This is a genomic window from Streptomyces sp. CCM_MD2014 (assembly GCF_000772045.1).
Taxonomy (GTDB): domain Bacteria; phylum Actinomycetota; class Actinomycetes; order Streptomycetales; family Streptomycetaceae; genus Streptomyces; species Streptomyces salinarius.
Map to the genome: position 1 here is coordinate 7,765,402 of NZ_CP009754.1, position 18,393 is coordinate 7,783,794.

The 18,393-nt window shown below is 73.7% G+C and carries 15 protein-coding genes; 7 read left to right on the plus strand and 8 right to left on the minus strand.

The genetic code is table 11. From position 1 onward, the window contains the following. Positions 1–13 precede the first annotated feature (13 nt). Complete coding sequence (locus tag NI25_RS34700; protein WP_061446260.1) at positions 14–1,789, minus strand: serine hydrolase domain-containing protein; 1,776 nt, start codon at positions 1,787–1,789, stop codon at positions 14–16. 173 nt (positions 1,790–1,962) lie between these two features. Here NI25_RS34700 and NI25_RS34705 point away from each other — a divergent pair, with 173 nt between their 5' ends. From NI25_RS34705 to NI25_RS34725, 5 genes are all read left to right on the plus strand, one after another. After that, on the plus strand, positions 1,963–3,462 hold the full coding sequence (locus NI25_RS34705; RefSeq protein WP_061446261.1) for an acyl-CoA synthetase: 1,500 nt from the start codon (positions 1,963–1,965) through the stop codon (positions 3,460–3,462). Between the two features lie 76 nt (positions 3,463–3,538). Next, positions 3,539–3,781, plus strand: a complete 243-nt coding sequence (locus NI25_RS34710) for a DUF397 domain-containing protein (RefSeq protein WP_061446262.1) — start codon at positions 3,539–3,541, stop codon at positions 3,779–3,781. A 95-nt stretch (positions 3,782–3,876) separates the two neighbouring features. After that, on the plus strand, positions 3,877–4,779 hold the full coding sequence (locus NI25_RS34715; RefSeq protein WP_061446263.1) for a universal stress protein: 903 nt from the start codon (positions 3,877–3,879) through the stop codon (positions 4,777–4,779). A 182-nt stretch (positions 4,780–4,961) separates the two neighbouring features. Beyond that, positions 4,962–5,564: a CGNR zinc finger domain-containing protein gene (locus NI25_RS34720; protein WP_199561071.1), complete on the plus strand. Its 603-nt coding sequence runs from the start codon at positions 4,962–4,964 to the stop codon at positions 5,562–5,564. Positions 5,565–5,621: 57 nt separating this feature from the next. Further along, a complete protein-coding gene (locus NI25_RS34725) occupies positions 5,622–6,119 on the plus strand; it encodes a hypothetical protein (RefSeq protein WP_007389815.1) in 498 nt (165 codons plus the stop codon). A 9-nt stretch (positions 6,120–6,128) separates the two neighbouring features. Here NI25_RS34725 and NI25_RS34730 read toward each other — a convergent pair whose 3' ends face one another. Both NI25_RS34730 and NI25_RS34735 read right to left on the minus strand, forming a co-directional pair. Then, on the minus strand, positions 6,129–8,054 hold the full coding sequence (locus NI25_RS34730) for an N-acetylmuramoyl-L-alanine amidase (RefSeq protein ID WP_107071954.1): 1,926 nt from the start codon (positions 8,052–8,054) through the stop codon (positions 6,129–6,131). A gap of 306 nt (positions 8,055–8,360) precedes the next feature. Further along, positions 8,361–9,503, minus strand: a complete 1,143-nt coding sequence (locus tag NI25_RS34735) for an aminoglycoside phosphotransferase family protein (protein ID WP_061446266.1) — start codon at positions 9,501–9,503, stop codon at positions 8,361–8,363. A 292-nt stretch (positions 9,504–9,795) separates the two neighbouring features. On the opposite strand from NI25_RS34735, the gene NI25_RS34740 reads away from it, so the two are divergent. Beyond that, positions 9,796–11,304 (plus strand): hypothetical protein, encoded by a 1,509-nt coding sequence (locus NI25_RS34740; RefSeq protein ID WP_061446267.1) that lies wholly within the window; start codon positions 9,796–9,798, stop codon positions 11,302–11,304. Here the strand turns inward: NI25_RS34740 and NI25_RS34745 are convergent. The 4 genes from NI25_RS34745 to NI25_RS34760 form a co-directional block, all read right to left on the minus strand. Then, positions 11,301–12,596 (minus strand): PAS domain-containing protein, encoded by a 1,296-nt coding sequence (locus NI25_RS34745; protein ID WP_061446268.1) that lies wholly within the window; start codon positions 12,594–12,596, stop codon positions 11,301–11,303. The genes NI25_RS34740 and NI25_RS34745 overlap by 4 nt on opposite strands. Before the next feature lie 272 nt (positions 12,597–12,868). Continuing rightward, the gene (locus NI25_RS34750; protein ID WP_061446269.1) at positions 12,869–13,888 is read right to left on the minus strand and encodes a Gfo/Idh/MocA family protein; all 1,020 of its coding nucleotides are present in this window, start codon (positions 13,886–13,888) and stop codon (positions 12,869–12,871) included. Positions 13,889–14,007: 119 nt separating this feature from the next. Beyond that, the gene (locus tag NI25_RS34755) at positions 14,008–15,102 is read right to left on the minus strand and encodes a hypothetical protein (protein ID WP_061446270.1); all 1,095 of its coding nucleotides are present in this window, start codon (positions 15,100–15,102) and stop codon (positions 14,008–14,010) included. A 52-nt stretch (positions 15,103–15,154) separates the two neighbouring features. Further along, positions 15,155–16,804 (minus strand): alpha/beta hydrolase, encoded by a 1,650-nt coding sequence (locus NI25_RS34760; protein WP_061446271.1) that lies wholly within the window; start codon positions 16,802–16,804, stop codon positions 15,155–15,157. A 233-nt stretch (positions 16,805–17,037) separates the two neighbouring features. Between NI25_RS34760 and NI25_RS34765 the strand changes: the two genes are divergently transcribed. Then, on the plus strand, positions 17,038–17,766 hold the full coding sequence (locus tag NI25_RS34765) for a chaplin (RefSeq protein WP_107071955.1): 729 nt from the start codon (positions 17,038–17,040) through the stop codon (positions 17,764–17,766). Between the two features lie 42 nt (positions 17,767–17,808). On the opposite strand, the gene NI25_RS34770 is transcribed toward NI25_RS34765, so the two are convergent. After that, positions 17,809–18,294, minus strand: coding sequence for a nucleoside deaminase (locus NI25_RS34770; RefSeq protein ID WP_061446273.1), 486 nt, complete (start codon positions 18,292–18,294; stop codon positions 17,809–17,811). Between the last annotated feature and the right edge of the window lie 99 nt (positions 18,295–18,393).

Here is an 18,393-nt window from a genome sequence, read left to right on the forward strand (position 1 = left end):
TCGCACGCAGGTCCTAGTTCGCCGACGCCGACCAGCCCACCGCCTCGACGCGCGCCGCGTCCGCCGGGCGGGCGTCGTGGAACAGGACGTCGCCGCCCGCCTCCGCGCGCAGTCCGTCCACGTACGCCCCGCGGCCCACGTACAGCCGGTCGGTCGTGTACCGCCAGCGCAGGGTGAGGCCGCGTGCGGCCGGGAGGCCGGCGCTCAGCCGGTGCCAGACGCGCCCCGACCAGCCGGTGGCCGAGCCCGCCGGATGCTCCCGGGGCGCCTCGCCCCGCCGGGACGTCGTGAACGGCACCGGCTGCCACGAGGTCCCGTCGTCGGTCGAGGCCTCCAGGACGAGGGCGTCCGGGCCGGGCTCGGTGTCCCACCACAGCGAGCAGCGCAGCCGCGCCCGTCCGGCCGAGGTGTCCAGCGCGGGCAGCGTGAGTGTGGCCGTCGTGGAGTTCGCGGTCCCCGAGAACCAGGCGGTGCGTCCGTGCGCGGGCCGCACGGGCACCGCCCGCGCCAGGTGGGTGCCCGCCGCCACCCGGGGGGCCGAGCCGGAACGCCAGCTGCGGACCGGGTGGACGGAGTTGCCGAGGACGACGAGGAACGAGTCGGTCGTCGGGTCCAGCACCAGCGAGGTACCCGTGAAGCCGGTGTGCCCGGCCGTGCGCGGAGTCGCCATCGCGCCCATGTACCAGTGCTGGTAGAGCTCGAAGCCCAGGCCGTGCTCGTCGCCGGGGAAGTCGGTGTTGAAGTCGGTGAACATCAGCTCCACCGACTCCGGCCGCAGGATGCGCGCCCGGCCGTAGGAGCCGCCGTTGAGGAGCGTGCGGCCGAGGACCGCGAGGTCCCACGCGCAGGAGAACACCCCCGCGTGACCGGCCACGCCGCCCAGGCTGAAGGCGTTCTCGTCGTGCACCTCGCCCCACACGAGGCCGCGGTCCAGGCCGGACCAGGGCAGGCGGGCGTCCTCGGTGGCCGCGATCCGCGGCCGCCAGGAGGCGGGCGGGTTGTAACGGGTGCGGGTGAGACCGAGCGGCCGGGTGATCTCGTCGCGCAGCAGCACGTCCAGGGTGCGGCCGGTGACCTTCTCGAGCACCAGCTGGAGCGAGATCATGTTCAGGTCCGAGTACAGGTACGCCGTGCCGGGGGCGCTCACCGGCGCCTCGTCGTAGACGAGCCGGACCTTCTCCTCGTAGGTGGGCGCACTGTAGAGCGGGATCCAGGCCCGGAAGCCCGAGGTGTGGGTCAGGAGCTGACGGACCGTCACGTCCTGCTTGCCCGCCCGGCCGAAGTCCGGCAGGTACGAGGCGACCGCCGCCTCCAGCTCCAGCGCGCCCCGCTCCAGTTGCTGCACGGCGAGGATCGAGGTGAACAGCTTGGAGATCGACGCGAGGTCGAACACCGTGTCCTCGGCCATCGGGATCTGCTGCCCGGCGGGGAACTCCACACCGGTGTCGGTCGTCTCGTCGTAGGCCCGGTAGCGCACCGCCATGCCGATCGGCTCGTGCAGTGCCACCGTGCCGCCCCGGCCGGCCAGCAGCACGGCCCCCGCGTACCAGGGGTGCTGGGGCGAGGGGCCGAGGAACGTCTCGGCGTCGGTGACGAGCCGGCGCAGATGGCCCGGGAGCAGTCCGGCGCGCTCGGCGGACCCGTGCCGGAGAGTGGGACGGCGGCCCTTGTCCGGGACGGCCGCGGCCGGGCCCGCCGCGAACGGGGCGATGGCCAGGGCGCCGCCCAGGGCCAGGGCTCCGGCACCCAGTTGACGCCGCGTCCATCCGTTCGTCGCCTGACCGGCCATCGAAGAGCCTCCCGCCGCCGAAGCTGAAAGTATCTTTCCCGGATCGCCGTGCGGACTGAAACTTTCCTGTCAGTGCCGGGCTGTGTCAATGGGGCGTGCACAGCCCACGCGAGGAGCCGGCGGACCGCCGCACACGGCTTGACCCGCCCCCGCGACCGGCCGAGGATCATGTCATGACGCCCGGACACGGCAGCACGGTCGACGGGGTGCTGCGGCGCAGCGCCCGACGCACTCCGGCCCGCGTCGCGGTGGAGTACCGCGACCGCACCTGGACGTACGCGGAACTCGACACCGCGGTCTCCCGCGCGGCGAGCGTCCTGCTGGCCGAAGGGCTGTCCCGGGGCGACCGGGTCGGCGCCTACGGCCACAACTCCGACGCCTACCTGATCGCCTTCCTCGCCTGCGCCCGCGCCGGCCTGGTGCACGTCCCGGTCAACCAGAACCTCACCGGCGACGACCTCGCCTACCTCGTCACCCAGTCCGGCAGCGCACTCGTGCTCACCGACCCCGGCCTCGCCGCCCGGCTCCCCGGCGGCACCCGCACCCTGCCGCTGCGCGACGCCGGCGACTCGCTCCTCGCCCGCCTCGCGGCGGCGCCCCCGTACGACGGACCCGAACCGGCCGCCGAGGACCTGGTGCAGCTCCTGTACACCTCCGGCACCACCGCGCTGCCCAAGGGCGCGATGATGACCCACCGCGCGCTCGTGCACGAGTACCTGAGCGCCATCACCGCCCTCGACCTCCGCGCCGGCGACCGTCCCGTGCACGCGCTCCCGCTCTACCACTCGGCGCAGACCCACGTGTTCCTGCTGCCCTACCTCGCGGTCGGCGCGACGAACATCGTCCTGGACGCACCGGACGGCGACCGGCTGTTCGACCTGATCGAGGCGGGCCGCGTCGACAGCCTGTTCGCACCGCCCACGGTGTGGATCGGTCTCGCCAACCGCGCCGACTTCGCCACCCGGGACCTCGACGGCCTGCGCAAGGCCTACTACGGTGCGTCGATCATGCCGGTGCCCGTCCTGGAGCGGCTGCGCGCACGCCTCCCGCACCTCGCCTTCTACAACTGCTTCGGCCAGAGCGAGATCGGCCCTCTCGCCACCGTTCTGGGCCCCGACGAGCACGAGGGCCGGATGGACTCCTGCGGCCGCCCCGTCCTGTTCGTCGACGCGCGCGTGGTCGACGAGGACGGCAGGGACGTGCCCGACGGCACAGCCGGCGAAGTCGTCTACCGCTCACCCCAGCTGTGCGAGGGGTACTGGGACAAACCCGAGGAGACCGAGGCCGCCTTCCGCGACGGCTGGTTCCACTCCGGCGACCTCGCCGTACGGGACGCCGACGGCTACTACACGATCGTCGACCGGGTGAAGGACGTCATCAACTCCGGCGGTGTGCTGGTCGCCTCCCGTCAGGTCGAGGACGCCCTCTACACGCACGACGCCGTCGCCGAGGTGGCGGTCGTCGGCCTGCCCGACGAACGGTGGATCGAGGCCGTCACCGCCGTCGTCGTCCCGCGCGGCGAGGTCACCGAGGACGAACTGATCGCCCACGCGCGCGAGAAACTCACCGCCTTCAAGGCACCCAAACGCGTCCGGTTCGTGGACGCCCTGCCCCGCAACGCCAGCGGCAAGATCCTCAAGCGCGAGCTGCGGGACCGCTTCGCCGGTTCCTGACGCCGCGACGGCCTGTCGGCGGTCGGACCGGATCGCTAGGCTGGCCGCGCACGACGACACCGGGAGGAGCACGGACGTGGCCGAGAGCACCACCCACCAGCGCCCGCTCACGGGCTGGGACAAGCCGGAGCTGGATCTCAGCAACGCGCAGTGGCAGTCCAGCAGCCGGGGCCTGGGGGATGTCCAGATCGCCTTCGTCGAGGGGTTCATCGCCATGCGCAACAGCGGCAGCCCGGAAAGCCCCTCCCTGATCTTCACCCCGGCCGAATGGGGGGCGTTCGTGTCGGGAGCACGAGAAGGGGAGTTCGACCTCACGTAGGACGACCGCGGGAGGACCGCGGGTGCGCCGACCGGCCGAACCGGGGTGTTCGGTCCGCCGCCGGGGGGAAGTCCGTACTCCGGAGGTGAGGACCCATGAGCACCCTGCCGGTCATCGCGGCGGTCGACGGTTCGGACGACGGCCTGCGCGCCCTGGACTGGGCGCTCGACGCCGCCCACCGGCGCGAGGCACCCCTGCGGGTGGTGCACGTGCGCCAGTACGCCGCCTGGGCCCAGACCGACGTCCTGGTCGCGGGCCCGCCGGACACCGCCGAGGACCCGGCGCTCGAGCAGGCCCGCGCGCACCTCCAGGGGCGGGCCTACGCGGTGCCGACGGAGTACGTCGGCATGGAGGGCGTACCGGGCGCCCTGCTGCCGGAACTGGGCGCCGACGCCCAGCTGCTGGTCCTCGGCTCCCGGGGCCGGGGCGGCTTCACCGGCCTGCTGCTCGGCTCCAACGGCATGGCCGCCGCCCGCGACGCCGAGTGCCCCGTCGTCGTGGTGCCCCGCCCCGGGCGCGAGGTCCACGGCGAGGCCCCGGAGGAACCCGGGCCCCGGGTGGTGGTCGGGCTGCACGTGGACAGCCCCGACGACGCCACCCTGTCCTTCGCCTTCACCGAGGCCGAGCTGCGCGGAGCCCGTCTCCAGGTGGTCGCCGCCTACCCGTGGCCGGTGCAGACCTGGGCCGCCGCCGGCCAGATCGTGCCCCCGGTGATCGACGAAGTGTCCCTGGAGAGCGAGACCCGGGTCCTCGCCGACGGCTTCCTCGCCCCCTACCGCGAACGCCACCCCGACGTCCGGGCCGAGCCCTACGTCGCGCCGGGCGACGCCGCCGGACATCTGGTCGCGTCCTCCCGGGACGCCGATCTGGTGGTCGTCGGCCGCCACCGCCGGCGCCTGCTGGCCCCGGCCCGCATGATGGGCTCGGTCACCCACGCCGTCCTGCTGCACGCGGCGTCCCCGGTCGCGGTGGTACCCCCGGCGCCGCCGGAGGAGTGACGACGCGGGTTCGGCGGGCCGTCCGGAGCCTCGTGCGGCCGTCCGTATCCGTCGCTCGCGCGCCCTCGGCGGCTCGGTGCGGCACCCCTCCGCGGCCCTTCCGGGGACGCCAGCCGCTGTGCCGGTCCGCCGGGGACGCCCGCCCGTCCCCCGCCCGTGACCGGGTGCCTATCATCGGGCCCATGCAGGACTCGCCCAGCGCGGACACCAGGATCGCGCTCGACCTCGCGCTGACCGTCCGGCACGACGGACACGGCTCGGTCGCCGACGACCTGGCCGACCTGGCGGGACTCACCGCCTGGGCCGGCGACCACCCCGGGATCGTGCCGGACGGCGAGGACTTCACCGCCGACGCGTCCACCCTGGCCGCCGTACGGGACGTGCGGGCCGCCGCCCGCTCCCTCTTCGCCCGCGCCGTACGCCCCGGCGAGCCCAGCCCCGCCGACGCCGGCCGGCTGCTGCCCGTGCCGGACGCCCTGCGACGCCTGAACGAGGCAGCCGCCCGCACACCCACGGTCCCCGTGCTGGCCTGGGCCGACGCCGGCGCCCCGGTCGTACGCTCCGTACCCGCGCCGGGCGCCCGGAGCGACCTCGCCGCCGTCCTCGCACAGGCGGTGATCGGCTTCCTCGCCGGCCCCGACCGGCAGCGGCTGCGGGCCTGCCACGCCCCGCGCTGCGTGCGGTACTTCCTCAAGGAGCACCCGCGTCAGGAGTGGTGCCAGCCCTCCTGCGGCAACCGGGCGCGGGTGGCCCGCCACCAGGAGCGGCACCGGCCAAGGGCGTAGCCCGGCCGGCGTCCGCCCGCACGCCGTTCACCCCGCGCGGCCACGTACCATGGCGGCATGTCGTTCCTCCGCCGCCGCAGCGCCACGCCCGCCGGGCCCGACTTCGACGTACTGGCCATGGACCCGGGCGACTGGCCCGGAAACCTCGGGGCCGGCCTGCTGCCCGCGCCCGACGGCACCTGTCAGGGCGTCTTCCTGCGCTACGACCTGTTCGGCGGCCGCGGCCCCGCGATGATCATCGGCAATCTGCCGGACGGCTCCCCGGCCCGCGAGGTCCCCGAGGGAGAGATCCCCTTCGAGGTGGCCCAGCTGCTGCTCGCCCTGGAGAACGACGAGGAGATCACCGTCGTCGGCGCCGAGGACGTCCCCGTGATGCAGGGCGACAACCTGCTGATCGTGCGCCGCCTCAAGCTCTCCGAGAGCCGGATCTCCTGCGTGCAGTTCGACCGCAGCGACGGCGTCCTGGTGACCATCGCCGCCTGGGACCGCCCCATCACCGACGACCTGTACGCCCTGCTGAAGCCGCTCCCGGCGGAGCTTTTCCAGCAGGGCTGAGGCCGGCCGTCAGCGCACGGCCGAGACCGTCACGTCGGCGGCGCGCACGTACGCCACCCGGTGGCCGTACTGGATCTCGTAGTACTGGTCCTCGCCGGTCACCACCCGGTGGGACGCCTCGTCGAAGGTGACCGCGTAGTAGTACTCGCCCGGCACCTTCTCACCCACCACGTACTTCTGCCCCGCGGGCAGGGTGTACGGCAGCGGCGACACCGCCTGGGCGGGCACGTCCGCCGGGTAGGCGGCCTTCTCCGGGTACGCGCGCCCGTACACCGGGACACTCGCGAGGCCCTTCTTCGGGGTGATCACACGCCCCGACGCGGGCACCGCCGCCGGGCTCTTCGGCGGGTTGTGGAACCAGGCCTTCTGGCCCAGGTACCAGATGGCCGTCCAGTCGCCCCACCGGTCCGCCACCGCGTACTGCTGGCCCGTGGAGACCCGGGAGGACAGGTCGTTCACCCCGGTCGTGGGGGTGGTGCCCAGACCGACGTCCTTGATCAGCGGCGCGTTCACGTCGTGGTCGGAGTACAGCCGCACCTCGCTGGAACCGTGGGCCGCGCACGGCTCGCCCGCCGTCTCGCAGCCGGTGTACTCGGGACGGTTGGCGTCGTAGTCCGGACGGATCGTCACCAGGGAGGACTTCTTGCCGGCGGTCGGCTCGAAGGGGCGGCCGAGCAACTGGAAGTAGTGCCGCCAGTCCCAGTAGGGTCCCGGGTCGGTGTGCATGCCCGGGATCGTCGCCGTGGTGGTGCCGGGCACGTTGTCGTGGCCGAGGACGTGCTGCCGGTCCAGCGGGATGTCGTACTTCTTCGCCAGGTACTTCACCAGCCGCGCCGACGACCGGTACATCGCCTCCGTGTACCAGGCGTCCGGGTCCGCCAGGAAGCCCTCGTGCTCCAGGCCGATCGACTTGGCGTTCACGTACCAGTTGCCCGCGTGCCAGGCCACGTCCTTCGCCTTCACGTGCTGGGCGATGTGGCCGTCGGTGGAGCGCAGCGTGTAGTTCCACGACACGTAGGTCGGGTCCTGGACCATGTTGAGGACGCCGTTCCAGGCGCCCTCCGTGTCGTGCACGACGATGTACCGGATGCGCTGGGAGGCAGGCCGGTCGCCCAGGTCGTGGTTGCCGTAGTCGCCGTCGCCGAACTCCTCGTACGGCGCGGGGACCCACTCGCAGGACACCGACCTCGGGCACTCCGTGCCGGCGGCGGACGCCGCGCGCAGGCCCGCGCCGTCCAGCAGGGAGGTGTCCGGCGCCACGTCGGGGCGGGCGGCCAGGGTGACCCGCTGGCCGGCGTCCGTGGTGCGCCGCTCACCCGTGCGGATGACCTCGTACACGTCGTTGGCGTACGCCGCCGCCGTCGCGGAGTCCTCCGCGCCCGAGAAGCGGGCCACCGCCCCGTACCACTGCGCCGGGTCGGAACTGAGCGGCTCGCCCAGTTCCCGCTGGGCGGCGGCGAGCAGTGCGGCACCGCCGGCCACGTTCGCGGCCGGGTCGGTGCGTAGCGCCTCGGGGCTCAGCCCGGTCAGCTCGGCGGCCTTCGGGAGCGTGGACAGCCGGGCCGGCAGGTCGGCGGACGACGGCGCGGCCCCGTCCGCCGGGTGCAGCGGGGCGCGCGCGTCGTCGCCGCGCGGGTCCTCCGAGCCCTCGCCGTGGTGGGACCCGGGCGTCTCGGCCAGCGCCGTGCGGGCGTCGGTGAGGTGCAGCGGGCCGTAGCCGCCGGTCACGCTCGGCGCGCCGTCGTGCGCGTCCCAACGGGACTGCAGATAGGAGACGCCGAGCAGGACGCTCTGCGGCACGTGGTACTCGGCCGCCGCGGTGGCGAACGCCCGCTGGAGACGGTCCGGCGCGGGCGGCGCGTCCGGGGGCGCGGCGGCGGACGGTGCCGCACCGAGCAGCGGCAGCAGCAGCGCCGCGGTGGCCAGGGCGGGCACGACGGGGGATCCTCGCAAAGCGGCCTCCTGTGACGGTCGGGCGTGACGGGGCGTGCGGGGCCGGGCGTGGGTCAGTGGTACCCGGCGGTCCGACGATCCGTCAATCATGCCGTCGTCGTGGAGATTTCCCACGTCAGCGAGGGGCGTGGCGAGTTTCGCGGCGGCGGCCCACGGGCCTGCGCGGCGTCAGTGGCTCACACCATTGGCTCCCCGGCGGACCGGTCCGCCGGGAACACGAAAACCGCGGCGCGCCCCCACTCCCGAGGGGGCGCACCGCGGACCGTCGTCGTCCTCTCGCGGCTGCCGTCAGCGCGTACCGACCGCCGCGCGCACGGCCCGGCGGGCCAGCTGGCAGTCGTCGTGCAGCCGGCGCAGCAGCAACCGCTGCTCCTCGCCGGTCGGTGCGGCACCCGGATGGGCCGGCGCCGGCGCCGCCGCGACCGTGTCGTGCATCGAACGCTGCACGGCCGTCTCGTACGTACGGATCTCCCTGGTCAGGACGAGCATCAGGTTCACCAGGAACGCGTCGCGCGCCGCCGTGCCGTTCGCCTGGGCGATCTGGCTGATCTGACGGCGGGCCGCCGGGGCATCGCCGAGGACGGCCCACAGCGTCGCCAGGTCGTAGCCCGGCAGGTACCAGCCCGCGTGCTCCCAGTCCACCAGCACCGGACCGGCCGGGGACATGAGAACGTTGGACAGCAGCGCGTCACCGTGGCAGAACTGGCCCATGCCCTGGCGTCCGCCCGCGTGGGCGATGCCGTGCAGCAGCTTCTGCAGGTCGCCCAGGTCCCGGTCGGTGAGCAGTCCCAACTCGTGGTAGCGGGAGATCCGGGCCGCGTAGTCCAGCGGGGCGTCGAAGGTGCCGGCCGGCGGCCGCCACGCGTTCAGCCGGCAGACCGCTCCGATCGCCGCCCTGATGTCCGCCCGTGGCGGGGCTTCCAGGGGGTGGCGCTGCAGGGCCGCCACCCGCCCCGGCATCCGCTCGATCACCAGCGTGCCGTTGTCCGGATCCGCCGCGATCAGCCTCGGCACCCGCACCGGAGGGCGCTGCCGGACGAACGAGCGGTATGCCCCTATCTCGTGCCGGCTGCGCTCCGCCCACGCGGGGGAGTGGTCCACTAAACACTTGGCCACCGCCGTGCTGCGTCCGGTCGTACCGACGAGGAGCACGGACCGCCCGCTGCGCCGCAGCACCTGCACGGGGGAGAACTCCGGGCAGATCCGGTGCACGGCCGCGATCGCCGTGCGCAGTTGGGCCCCCTGAGGGCCGGACAGGTCGATTCTTCCGCTGAGCGGCTGTGAGCCGGGCCCCGCGCCGAGCCGCGCCCTGCCGGCCCCGAGCACCGGGGCCGCCGGACGCGCGGGGGCGAGATAGGGGCCGCCGCCCGCCGTCGGACGGGGGTGCAGCGAGCGCTGCGGGGCGGACACGGAGGACGATGCTGCGTACATGGGCGAGACAGATCCCTTCGTGTGCCTGCTGTGCCTGCCTGAAGAGCGGTGCCGGACCGTTCCGTTCGGTGCCGGCGCGCGCCTTCCGAAAGCCGTCGCGCCTCCCGACCGGCCGCCCGGGGCCACCCTGGGGAGTGTCCCCGCGGTGACCGGGTCGGGGTGGCGCATTCCTACCTGACACCCGGGCGCCCGTGGCACACCATCTGGCGCACCCTGGCGAACGGTGGCGAATAGTCGCCCGGCAACCCGCACGGGGCTACTGTCAACTCAGCCGAGAACCTGGGGGCTTGACGTGAGCAAAGAACCCAACACCCGTCTGTCGGACCTGTTCGGCCTGGCCGGCTGGTCCAAGGGCGAACTCGCGAGGCTGGTCAACCGGCAGGCGGCGGCCATGGGCCACCCCCAGCTGGCGACCGACACCTCGCGGGTGCGGCGGTGGATCGACATGGGAGAGATCCCGCGCGATCCGGTGCCGCGGGTGCTGGCGGTTCTGTTCACCGAGCGTCTCGGCCGTGTCGTGACCATCGAGGACCTCGGTCTGGTCCGGCACGGGCGTGCGGGGAAACGGCCACAGGACGGGAGCGAAGAGCATCCCGACGGTGTGCCGTGGGCGCCCGAGCGGACTGCGGCGGTCCTCACCGAATTCACGGGAATGGACCTCATGCTCAACCGACGCGGCTTGGTGGGCGCGGGCGCCGCGCTCGCCGCGGGCTCCGCACTCAGCAGCGCCATGCACGACTGGCTGCACACCGATCCGGTGCTGGCGGCCGACGCCCCCGACCTCCACCAACCCCTGCACGCCGACCCCGCCGGGTTCGACCGCTACGAGGCCGCCCCCATCGGGTCGCAGGAAGTGGAGGAACTGGAGCGCTCGGTCGAGGTGTTCCGGGCCTGGGACGCCGCCCGTGGCGGCGGCCTCCAGCGCAAGGCCGTGGTGGGCCAGCTCAACGAGGTGGGCGGCATGCTCGCCTACCACCACCCACCCCATCTCCAGCGGCGTCTGTGGGGCGTCGCCGCCAACCTCGCCGTCCTCGCGGGCTGGATGTCGCACGACGTCGGCCTGGAGCCCACGGCCCAGAAGTACTTCGTCATCGCCGCACACGCCGCACGCGAGGGCGGTGACCGGCCCCGGGCGGGCGAGGCCCTGTCCCGGGCGGCCCGCCAGATGGTGCACCTGGGCAAGCCCGACGAGGCCCTGGACCTCATGAAGCTCGCCCAGTCCGGCTCCGGCGAGCAGGTACTGCCGCGCACCAAGGCCATGCTCTACACCATCGAGGCATGGGCGCAGGCCTCGATGGGCAAGGGGCAGGCGATGCGCCGCACCCTGGGACGGGCCGAGGACCTCTTCGTCTCCGACAAGGCGGACGTGCCGCCCCCGGACTGGATGCAGACCTTCAAGGAGGAGGACCTGTACGGCATGCAGGCCCTGGCCTACCGGACGCTCGCCGAGTTCGAGCCGGGGGCCGCCGCGCACGCGCAGCACTACGCGGACAAGGCGCTGGCCCTCAGGATCGACGGCCGGCAGCGGTCGAAGATCTTCGACTATCTGTCGATGGCCTCCGCCTGCTTCATCGCCGACGACCCCGAGCAGGCCGACCGGTACGCCCGCCTCGCCCTGGTCTCGATGGGGTCCAACTCCTCCCAGCGCACCTGGGACCGGCTGCGCCAGATGTACCGGCTCACCGCCGAGTACGCCGGCTATCCGAAGATCCAGGAGCTGCGCGAGGAGATCAAACTGGCGCTGCCCAAGGGCAAGTCACCGAAGGGGAAGGGACCGGACGGCACCGTCGCGCCCGCCTAGGGCGTCACCCGGGCCACCAGGACGCAGGCGTCCCGACGACCCGGCGACTCACCGAGTTCACACATCACGATCCGTACGGCGTCCTGTGCCGAGTCCGCTCCGGTGAGGCGGGGGGCCAGCGAGAGGAGGTGCTCCACGGCGTCCGGCTCGAGTGCCCCGGTGTGCAGAAGCAGCAGGTCGCCCGCCTCGAGGGGTGCCTCGGCCTGCCCGGACGGCCCGTCCTGCCCGGGCAGCTCACGCCCCGTCCCGCCGCGGAACAGCAGCGGGGCGGGGCCTCGGGCGTGGGCCCACGTCAGGGTGCGGGTGAGCGGCCGGTAGCCGCAGTACACGCCGGCGCGCACCGGCGGCAGGGCGGTCGCCCCGCCCCATGCGCCGAGCCGTTCCCCGAGCCGCGCCGGCCGGGTGCCGGCCAGCGCCAGAGCGCGCAGGGCGCCGATGACCACCGCCGGCCCGTGCGCCTCGGCCCCCGGGTCCTCGAAGTCGCCCACGGTGAGGAGGGTTTCGCCGTCGGTGCCCAGTGAACAGGCGTCGTACCAGCCGCCGTACCGGGACCGGCCCGCCGTCGATGCGGACGGGAGGTGGGCGGCGGCCAGGGCCAGACCGGGCCGTCCCTCGTCCGGGAACCGCAGGAACTCGTGCCAGGGCGGCGGCGGAGGTCGCCGGAGCGAGTCACGGGTCTCGCTCACCGCCCGCTGGCTGCGGCGCAGTTCGCTGACGTCCCGCAGCACCGCCCACATCGACGCCGTGCTGCCGTCGGCGTCGAGGACGGGCTCACCCATCATGTGCACGGTGCGTACGGCCCCGTCGGGGTGCACGACGCGGAACTCGCCGTCGATGGGGCGGCCGTCGACGAGGCAGTCGGTGACCATCGCGGTCAGTTTCGGGCGGTCCTCGGCCAGGACCAGGGAAGGGAGTTCGTCCAGGCTCAGCGGGACCGACGCGGGGTCGCGGCCCAGGATGTGGAAGAGCTCCCCGGACCACTCCGCCTCGTCCGTCAGCAGGTTCCACTCCGCGCTGCCGACCCGGCTGAGCAGCGAACCGGGGCGTGGCGCGGGCGCCGGACCGTCCCGCAACTGGGCCAAGTGGGCGTCAAGGTCCGTGAGTTGGTGCAGCGCCAGGTCGTACAGCGCGCGCTGCCAGCGCCCCCGGGGGTCCGCCGCGTCCTCCTGGCTGTCCCGCCGTACCGCGTCCACGTCGCCCCGCAGCCGCCGGGCCTGCGATATGAGCGCCTCGACCGAGCCGTTCCCCGGTGGCTGGGCGGCCGGGTGGTCCGCGGAGAGATGGGACGACATGACGCACTCCGATGTGCTGACGGTACGACCAAGGCGGAACCGAGGCGGGCGGAAGGACCGTTATGACTGTTGCACAGCCCGCCACGCCCCGTAAGGGATTTGGCAACACACGATACGGTGGTGCTTCCGGCATATGCCACAGTCTTCCCGGAGTGACGTGCCTACGCATTCGGCGTGCCCGGGTCCAGGGGCAAGTCGTAGGCGTACTACGCGACTTGGGGAGGGTCCGGACCCCGGAGCGTCGTCGCCCTGGAGTTCGACGAACCCGTGTTCTATGCCGGAGTCCGGAGGGCCGGGCGGGGTGCCAGTTCGACGGGCGTGCGCGCGCCCGTCTCCAGGGATCGGACCCCGGCCTCGGCGACCGCGGCGGCGGCGTAGCCGTCCCAGGTGCCGGGCCCGGTGACCCGGCCCTGCCGGGTGGCGTCCACCCAGCTCTGCACCTCGCGGTCGTAGGCGTCCGCGAACCGCACCAGATAGTCCTGCGGCACCTCCTCCCGCGCGCCGCCGGCCGCCGTCACCACCATGGTGTGCGCCTCGCCGATCCGGGCGCTGCCGGACTCGCAGACGGCCTCGCACCGCACCTCGTAGCCGAAGCCGCAGTTGACGAAGACCTCCACGTCCACCACGGCGCCGCCCTCGGTCTCGAAGAGCACGAACTGAGGATCGAGCAGGCCTTCGGGCGCACCCGCCGACGGGCGCGGACGCAGCACCGTGACGGCACTGATCTCCTGGCCGAGCAGCCAGCGGGCCGCGTCGATCTCGTGCGACACGGAGCTGTTGACGAGCATCGCCGAGGTGAAGTGCGGCGGAGAGGAGACGTTGCGGTGCACGCAGTGCAGCATCAGCGGCCGGCCCAGCCGTCCGCCGTCCAGCAGGGACTTGAGCTGCCGGTACTCGGCGTCGTACCGCCGCATGAACCCGATCTGCGCCAGCCTCCGGCCGAGACGTGCCTCGGCCTCCACCACGCGCAGCGCGCCCGCGCTGTCCGGCACCATCGGCTTCTCGCACAGGACCGGCAGCCCCCGCGCGAAGGCGGCCCGCAGCGCCTCCTCGTGCGCCTCGCCGGGCGAGGCGATCAGGACGGCCTCGACGCCCGGCGCGTCCAGCGCGGCCTCGGCCTCCGTGTGCACGAAGACCCCGTCGATGCCGGCCACGGCCTCCTTCGCCCGCTCGGCCTCGGGATCCGCCACCGCGGCGACCCGGGCGCCGCTCACCACCCGGTCCAGGCGTCGTACGTGGTCGGCACCCATGTGGCCCGCGCCCAGGACCGCCACACCCAGAAGTTCACTCACGCCGCACCCGCTCCTTCGCCGTCCGCCGCACCCGCGAGCAGCGGGTACGTGTACGGCGAACAGGCTTTCACGCCCGTCAAGAGTCACGGGAGGGCCGGTTCCCGGGTGCGGTGCGGGCGTCAGTACCGCAGCACGCCCGCGATGCCGTCCGCGTCCCCGAGCGTGCCGTCCGGCACGAAGCGCACCTCGGCGCCCGTCTCCAGGCACTGCTCGACGATCTCGTCCACGATGTCCTCCCGGGCGTCGAGATCGCCGTCCTCCGCCGGGAGCAGGTGCTCGCCGTCGTCGCGCATCGTGACCTTGAAGTTCTCCTCGACTGCCAGCAGGCGGACGCGGCCCGTGCGGGCGCTCTCCCACAACTCGTCGACCCCGGCCGCGAAATCCTTGCGGCCGCGCGCCGCGTCCAGTTCCCTGGCCAGCGCCCGGACCGCCCCGCGCGCCTCGTCCTCGAGCACCGGCCGCACCGCCTGCCACACCGCCTCGGCGGAACCGTGCGCGAGCCCGCCGTGCGGGACGAGCACCGCCTGTGCGGCGAGTGCGCCCGCCTCGTCGAACAGGGAGAGGGCCGGTTCGGGACCGGTGACGTACAGCGGACGGGGGTGCGTGCGCAGCACCTTGCCCATCGCGGCGTCGGCGTCGCGCAGGAACCTGCGGGTGCCCTCGTCCCGGAACGTGCTCGGCGCGTCGCCGATCCGCTCCTGGCGTTCGGGGTCGAAGTCCTCCGCGGGCCGGTCCAGCGGGAAGCCTCCGAGGTGCTCCTCCACGACCCGGCCCGCACCGCCGCTCCAGAGCTTGACGCGGTCGGCGGCGACCGACAGGACCCAGAACGGCCGCTCCGCGGCCTGCGCGGCGACGAGGTTGCGGGTCAGGAAGGTGTCCGAGAGGACCACCCGCTCGGGCACGGAACGGCTCAGCGTCCAGACCTGGTGCTCGCCGGGGGCGGCGAAGATGGCCAGACCGTCCTCGGCGTACGTCAGGTCGACCTCGGCCATGGCCCGGTCGAGTTCGCGGGACACCTCCGCGCGGCGGTCGCGGCTGACCGACGGATCCTCCTCCAGTTGCTTCTTGGCGGCGGCGACCGCGTTGCGCAGCCGGACCCGGTCCTGGGCGTTGTCCGGTTCACGGCGATGCGTCGGCGTCAGAACGGACACGGCCGGGTACGGGCGGGGGCGCCGCAGCCCGGCGAGGGTGGCGGGACTCAGATCGTGCTCCATGTCAGCACGATAGGACGCATGGGCATATCGGGCATTCGGAGCGGGCGGCCGCTCAGCGCGACCCTTCGCCGGCGGACTCGGGGCCGCAGGAGCTGCCGTCGGGCGGGAGGGAGCCGTACAGCAGGAAGTCGTCGACCTTGCGGTGCACGCACTCGGAGGACGCGTAGCCGGTGTGGCCCTCGCCCCGGTTGTCCAGGACGACGGCGGAGGGGCCGAGCCGGTCGGCCGTCTCCGTCGTCCAGCGGTACGGCGTGGCCGGGTCGCCGCGGGTGCCGACCAGCAGCATCTTCGCGGTGTCGAGGTCCTTCACCTCGTCCCGGATGTAGTCCGTTCCCTTGGGCCGGCCGTAGCACATGAGCACCTGGGTGAGCCGGTAGCGGCCGAAGACCGGCGAGGCCTCCTCGTACCGCGCGCGCAGTCGTCCGAGGGACGCGGTGACCTGGGCGGCGGTGGGGCGGTCGGGGTCGTCCGCGCAGTTGATCGCCATCAGGGCGGCCGGGAGGTTGTCCATGGGGACGTCCTCCTCGGCGGTGAGTCCGGCGCCGCCCTTGTCCTCCGGGGCCGGTGCACGGACCGGCGCACGGACCGGGAAGGTGACGCCGCCGGACGAGAAACTCTCCAGGCCGCCGGTGTCACCGGCCTCCAGCAGCTGCGCGAGCGCCCGCTCCAGCGAGGGCCACAGCTCCCGGCTGTACAGCGCCTGACCGATCGCGCCGACCATGTCCTGCCCGGTGAACGGCTCGCCGAAGGCCGACGGCACAGGGTCGGAGTCGAGGGAGCCGACGAGCCGCACGACCTGGTCCCGGGCGCTGCGGGCGTCCTGGCCGAACGGGCAGGCGACGTCCTCGACGCACCAGTCGAGGAAGTTGTCCAGCGCGGTCTGCTGCCCCCGTGCGCCGGCCAGTCCCTGCTCGGTCAGCGGTTCCGTCAGCGTGTCCACGCCGTCGAGCACCATCCGGCCGACCTTGTCAGGGAACTGGGCCGCGTACACCGCACCCAGCCGCGTCCCGTAGGAGAAGCCCAGGTAGTTGAGCCGGTCGTCGCCGAGCGCCCGGCGCATCACGTCCATGTCGCGCGCGGCGTCGACCGTGCCGATGTGGGGCAGCACGGGACCGGAGTACTTGACGCATTCGGCCGCCGCGTCCCGCAGCCGCTTCAGCGCCTCGTCCGGGTCGGCCGTTCCCTCGTCGCTGTCCGTCGCCTCCATGATCTTCAGGGTGGCCGGTCCGCAGGAGACCGGCGAGGAGCGGCCGACGCCGCGCGGATCGAAGGTCACGACGTCGTAGCCGTTGGTGAGGTGCATGAACTCGTTGCCGCCGACGGCGAGTTCGTTCACACCGGAACCGCCGGGGCCCCCGAAGTTCAGCAGGACCGAGCCCCGGGAGTGGCCGGTCGCCCGGTAGCGGGCGAGGGCGATGTCGAGGGTCCTGCCCTCGGGGCGCGCATAGTCGACGGGGACGGTGACCTTGCCGCACTGCAGGTCCTTCGGCATCTCCGTGCCCTCGCACGCCGACCACTTGATCTTCTGGTCGTAGAACCCGGACAGACCGGATCCGGCATCCCGCACGGCCGCCGAGTAAGCCGTGGTCGCGGCGTTCGCGGCGTTCGCGGCGGGCAGTCCCGTACCCAGCAGGGCCAGGCCGAGCGCCCCGGTGACCGCGCAGCGCCGGACCGAGCGCCGAGTCTCCAGCTTGGCCTGCATCGATGCCTCCCGGGCGCCCCGTCGCGGACCGGTGGCCGGCGCCCTCGCTCACCATAAGCGGGCTTCGCACCCGGCGCCTCCGGGCGGCAGGGCACCGGTCGGTGCACCGCTTGTTCGATGAACCGCCCACTCGATGGGGTGAAAGACCGATAAGCCATAACTCGGATGGTGCGCCCGCGGTTTAACCGGTGCGGGCGAACGCCCGCGACCATGTCTGGAAGGCAGGGAACCTCATGAGAAGGGTTACCCGAAACGGTGTGTTCGCCGTCGCCGCGTCGGGCGCGCTCGCCGTGACGATGCCGGCGTACGCGGCGTTCGCGTCCGACGGTGCCGGCGCCGACGGATCCGCGGCCGGCTCCCCGGGGCTGGTCTCCGGCAACACCGTTCAGCTCCCGGTGGACGTGCCGGTCAACGTGTGCGGCAACACCGTGAACGTGGTGGGGCTCCTCAACCCGGCCGCGGGCAACGGCTGCGCCGACACCGGGGAGAAGCAGGCGCCGCGCCCGGGCGCGGCGGGCCGTGCGGCAGACACTTCGGACGGTACGTCCGGGAGCGCCTCCGGCGGCACGTCGGGCGGCGCGGTGGCCGAGGCACGCGCACAGGATTCGCCGGGTGTGCTCTCCGGCAACGGCGTGCAGCTGCCGGTGCACCTCCCGGTGAACGTCAGCGGCAACAGCGTTAACGTGGTCGGCGTCGGCAACCCGGCCGTCGGCAACGAGTCGGTGAACGGCTCCGGCGACCACCCGGAGCCCGTCCGGCCCCCGGCCCGGCCCGAGCCGTCCGCCCCCGAGGAGGAGCGCACCGGGCCCGAAGCGTCCCCGCACGCCGCCCCGCCGCGGGAACAGGTCTCCCTCGCCCACACCGGGGCGGACGCGACCCTGCCGGCCCTCGCCGGCGCCGCCGCGCTCGTGCTGGGCGGAGCCGCCCTCCACCGGCGCTTCCGTCCGGGCGCCGAGGGCTGAACGTGCCGATCGGGGCGCCCCGGTCCGGGCGGGCGCCCCGGGTCAGTCGCGTCCCGTGTGGAAGCGACGGTGCAGGGCGTGGATCTCCTCCGTGAGGTGCGGCACCGGCCCCTCCACGGTCACGCCGGGCGCCACCTCCCGCACCGGGAGCGGAAGCACCGGAGCCGCCGGAACGCCCAACTCCGCCAGCCATACCCCCAGTTGCTCCGAAGAGGCGACGTACACGATGCGCCCCAGGCCCACCCACGCATGGGCGGCGGCGCACATCGGGCAGTGCTCGCCGGACGTGTACACCGTGGCCGCGGCCCGTTCCTCGGGGCTCAGCCGGGCGGCGGACCAGCGCGCGAGCTCGAACTCCGGGTGACGGGTGCGGTCGCCGGAGGCCACCCGGTTGCGGTCCTCGGCCAGTACCGTGCCGTCCCCGCCCACCAGTACCGACCCGAACGGCTCGTCCCCGGCCTCCAGTGCCTCGGCCGCCAGTTCCACGCAACGGCGCAGGTGGGGCAGTTCGGCGTCCTTCACGACCATGGTGCGGTCCTCCTCGTCGCGTGATCGTTTTCCACCCAGCCTAGGTCTCCGCGCTCCGGCGTTTCTTGCTATCGCTATTCGCTCGAGTTAGAGTCTCTA

Excerpts from the sequence above, each read along its gene's own strand:
- NI25_RS34755 (WP_061446270.1), bottom strand. The coding sequence starts at position 15,102 with ATGGAGCACGATCTGAGTCCCGCCACCCTCGCCGGGCTGCGGCGCCCC.
- NI25_RS34715 (WP_061446263.1), top strand. The coding sequence starts at position 3,877 with ATGAGCACCCTGCCGGTCATCGCGGCGGTCGACGGTTCGGACGACGGC.
- NI25_RS34770 (WP_061446273.1), bottom strand. The coding sequence starts at position 18,294 with ATGGTCGTGAAGGACGCCGAACTGCCCCACCTGCGCCGTTGCGTGGAA.
- NI25_RS34725 (WP_007389815.1), top strand. The coding sequence starts at position 5,622 with ATGTCGTTCCTCCGCCGCCGCAGCGCCACGCCCGCCGGGCCCGACTTC.
- NI25_RS34720 (WP_199561071.1), top strand. The coding sequence starts at position 4,962 with ATGCAGGACTCGCCCAGCGCGGACACCAGGATCGCGCTCGACCTCGCG.
- NI25_RS34705 (WP_061446261.1), top strand. The coding sequence starts at position 1,963 with ATGACGCCCGGACACGGCAGCACGGTCGACGGGGTGCTGCGGCGCAGC.
- NI25_RS34765 (WP_107071955.1), top strand. The coding sequence starts at position 17,038 with ATGAGAAGGGTTACCCGAAACGGTGTGTTCGCCGTCGCCGCGTCGGGC.
- NI25_RS34745 (WP_061446268.1), bottom strand. The coding sequence starts at position 12,596 with ATGTCGTCCCATCTCTCCGCGGACCACCCGGCCGCCCAGCCACCGGGG.
- NI25_RS34760 (WP_061446271.1), bottom strand. The coding sequence starts at position 16,804 with ATGCAGGCCAAGCTGGAGACTCGGCGCTCGGTCCGGCGCTGCGCGGTC.
- NI25_RS34700 (WP_061446260.1), bottom strand. The coding sequence starts at position 1,789 with ATGGCCGGTCAGGCGACGAACGGATGGACGCGGCGTCAACTGGGTGCC.
- NI25_RS34735 (WP_061446266.1), bottom strand. The coding sequence starts at position 9,503 with ATGTACGCAGCATCGTCCTCCGTGTCCGCCCCGCAGCGCTCGCTGCAC.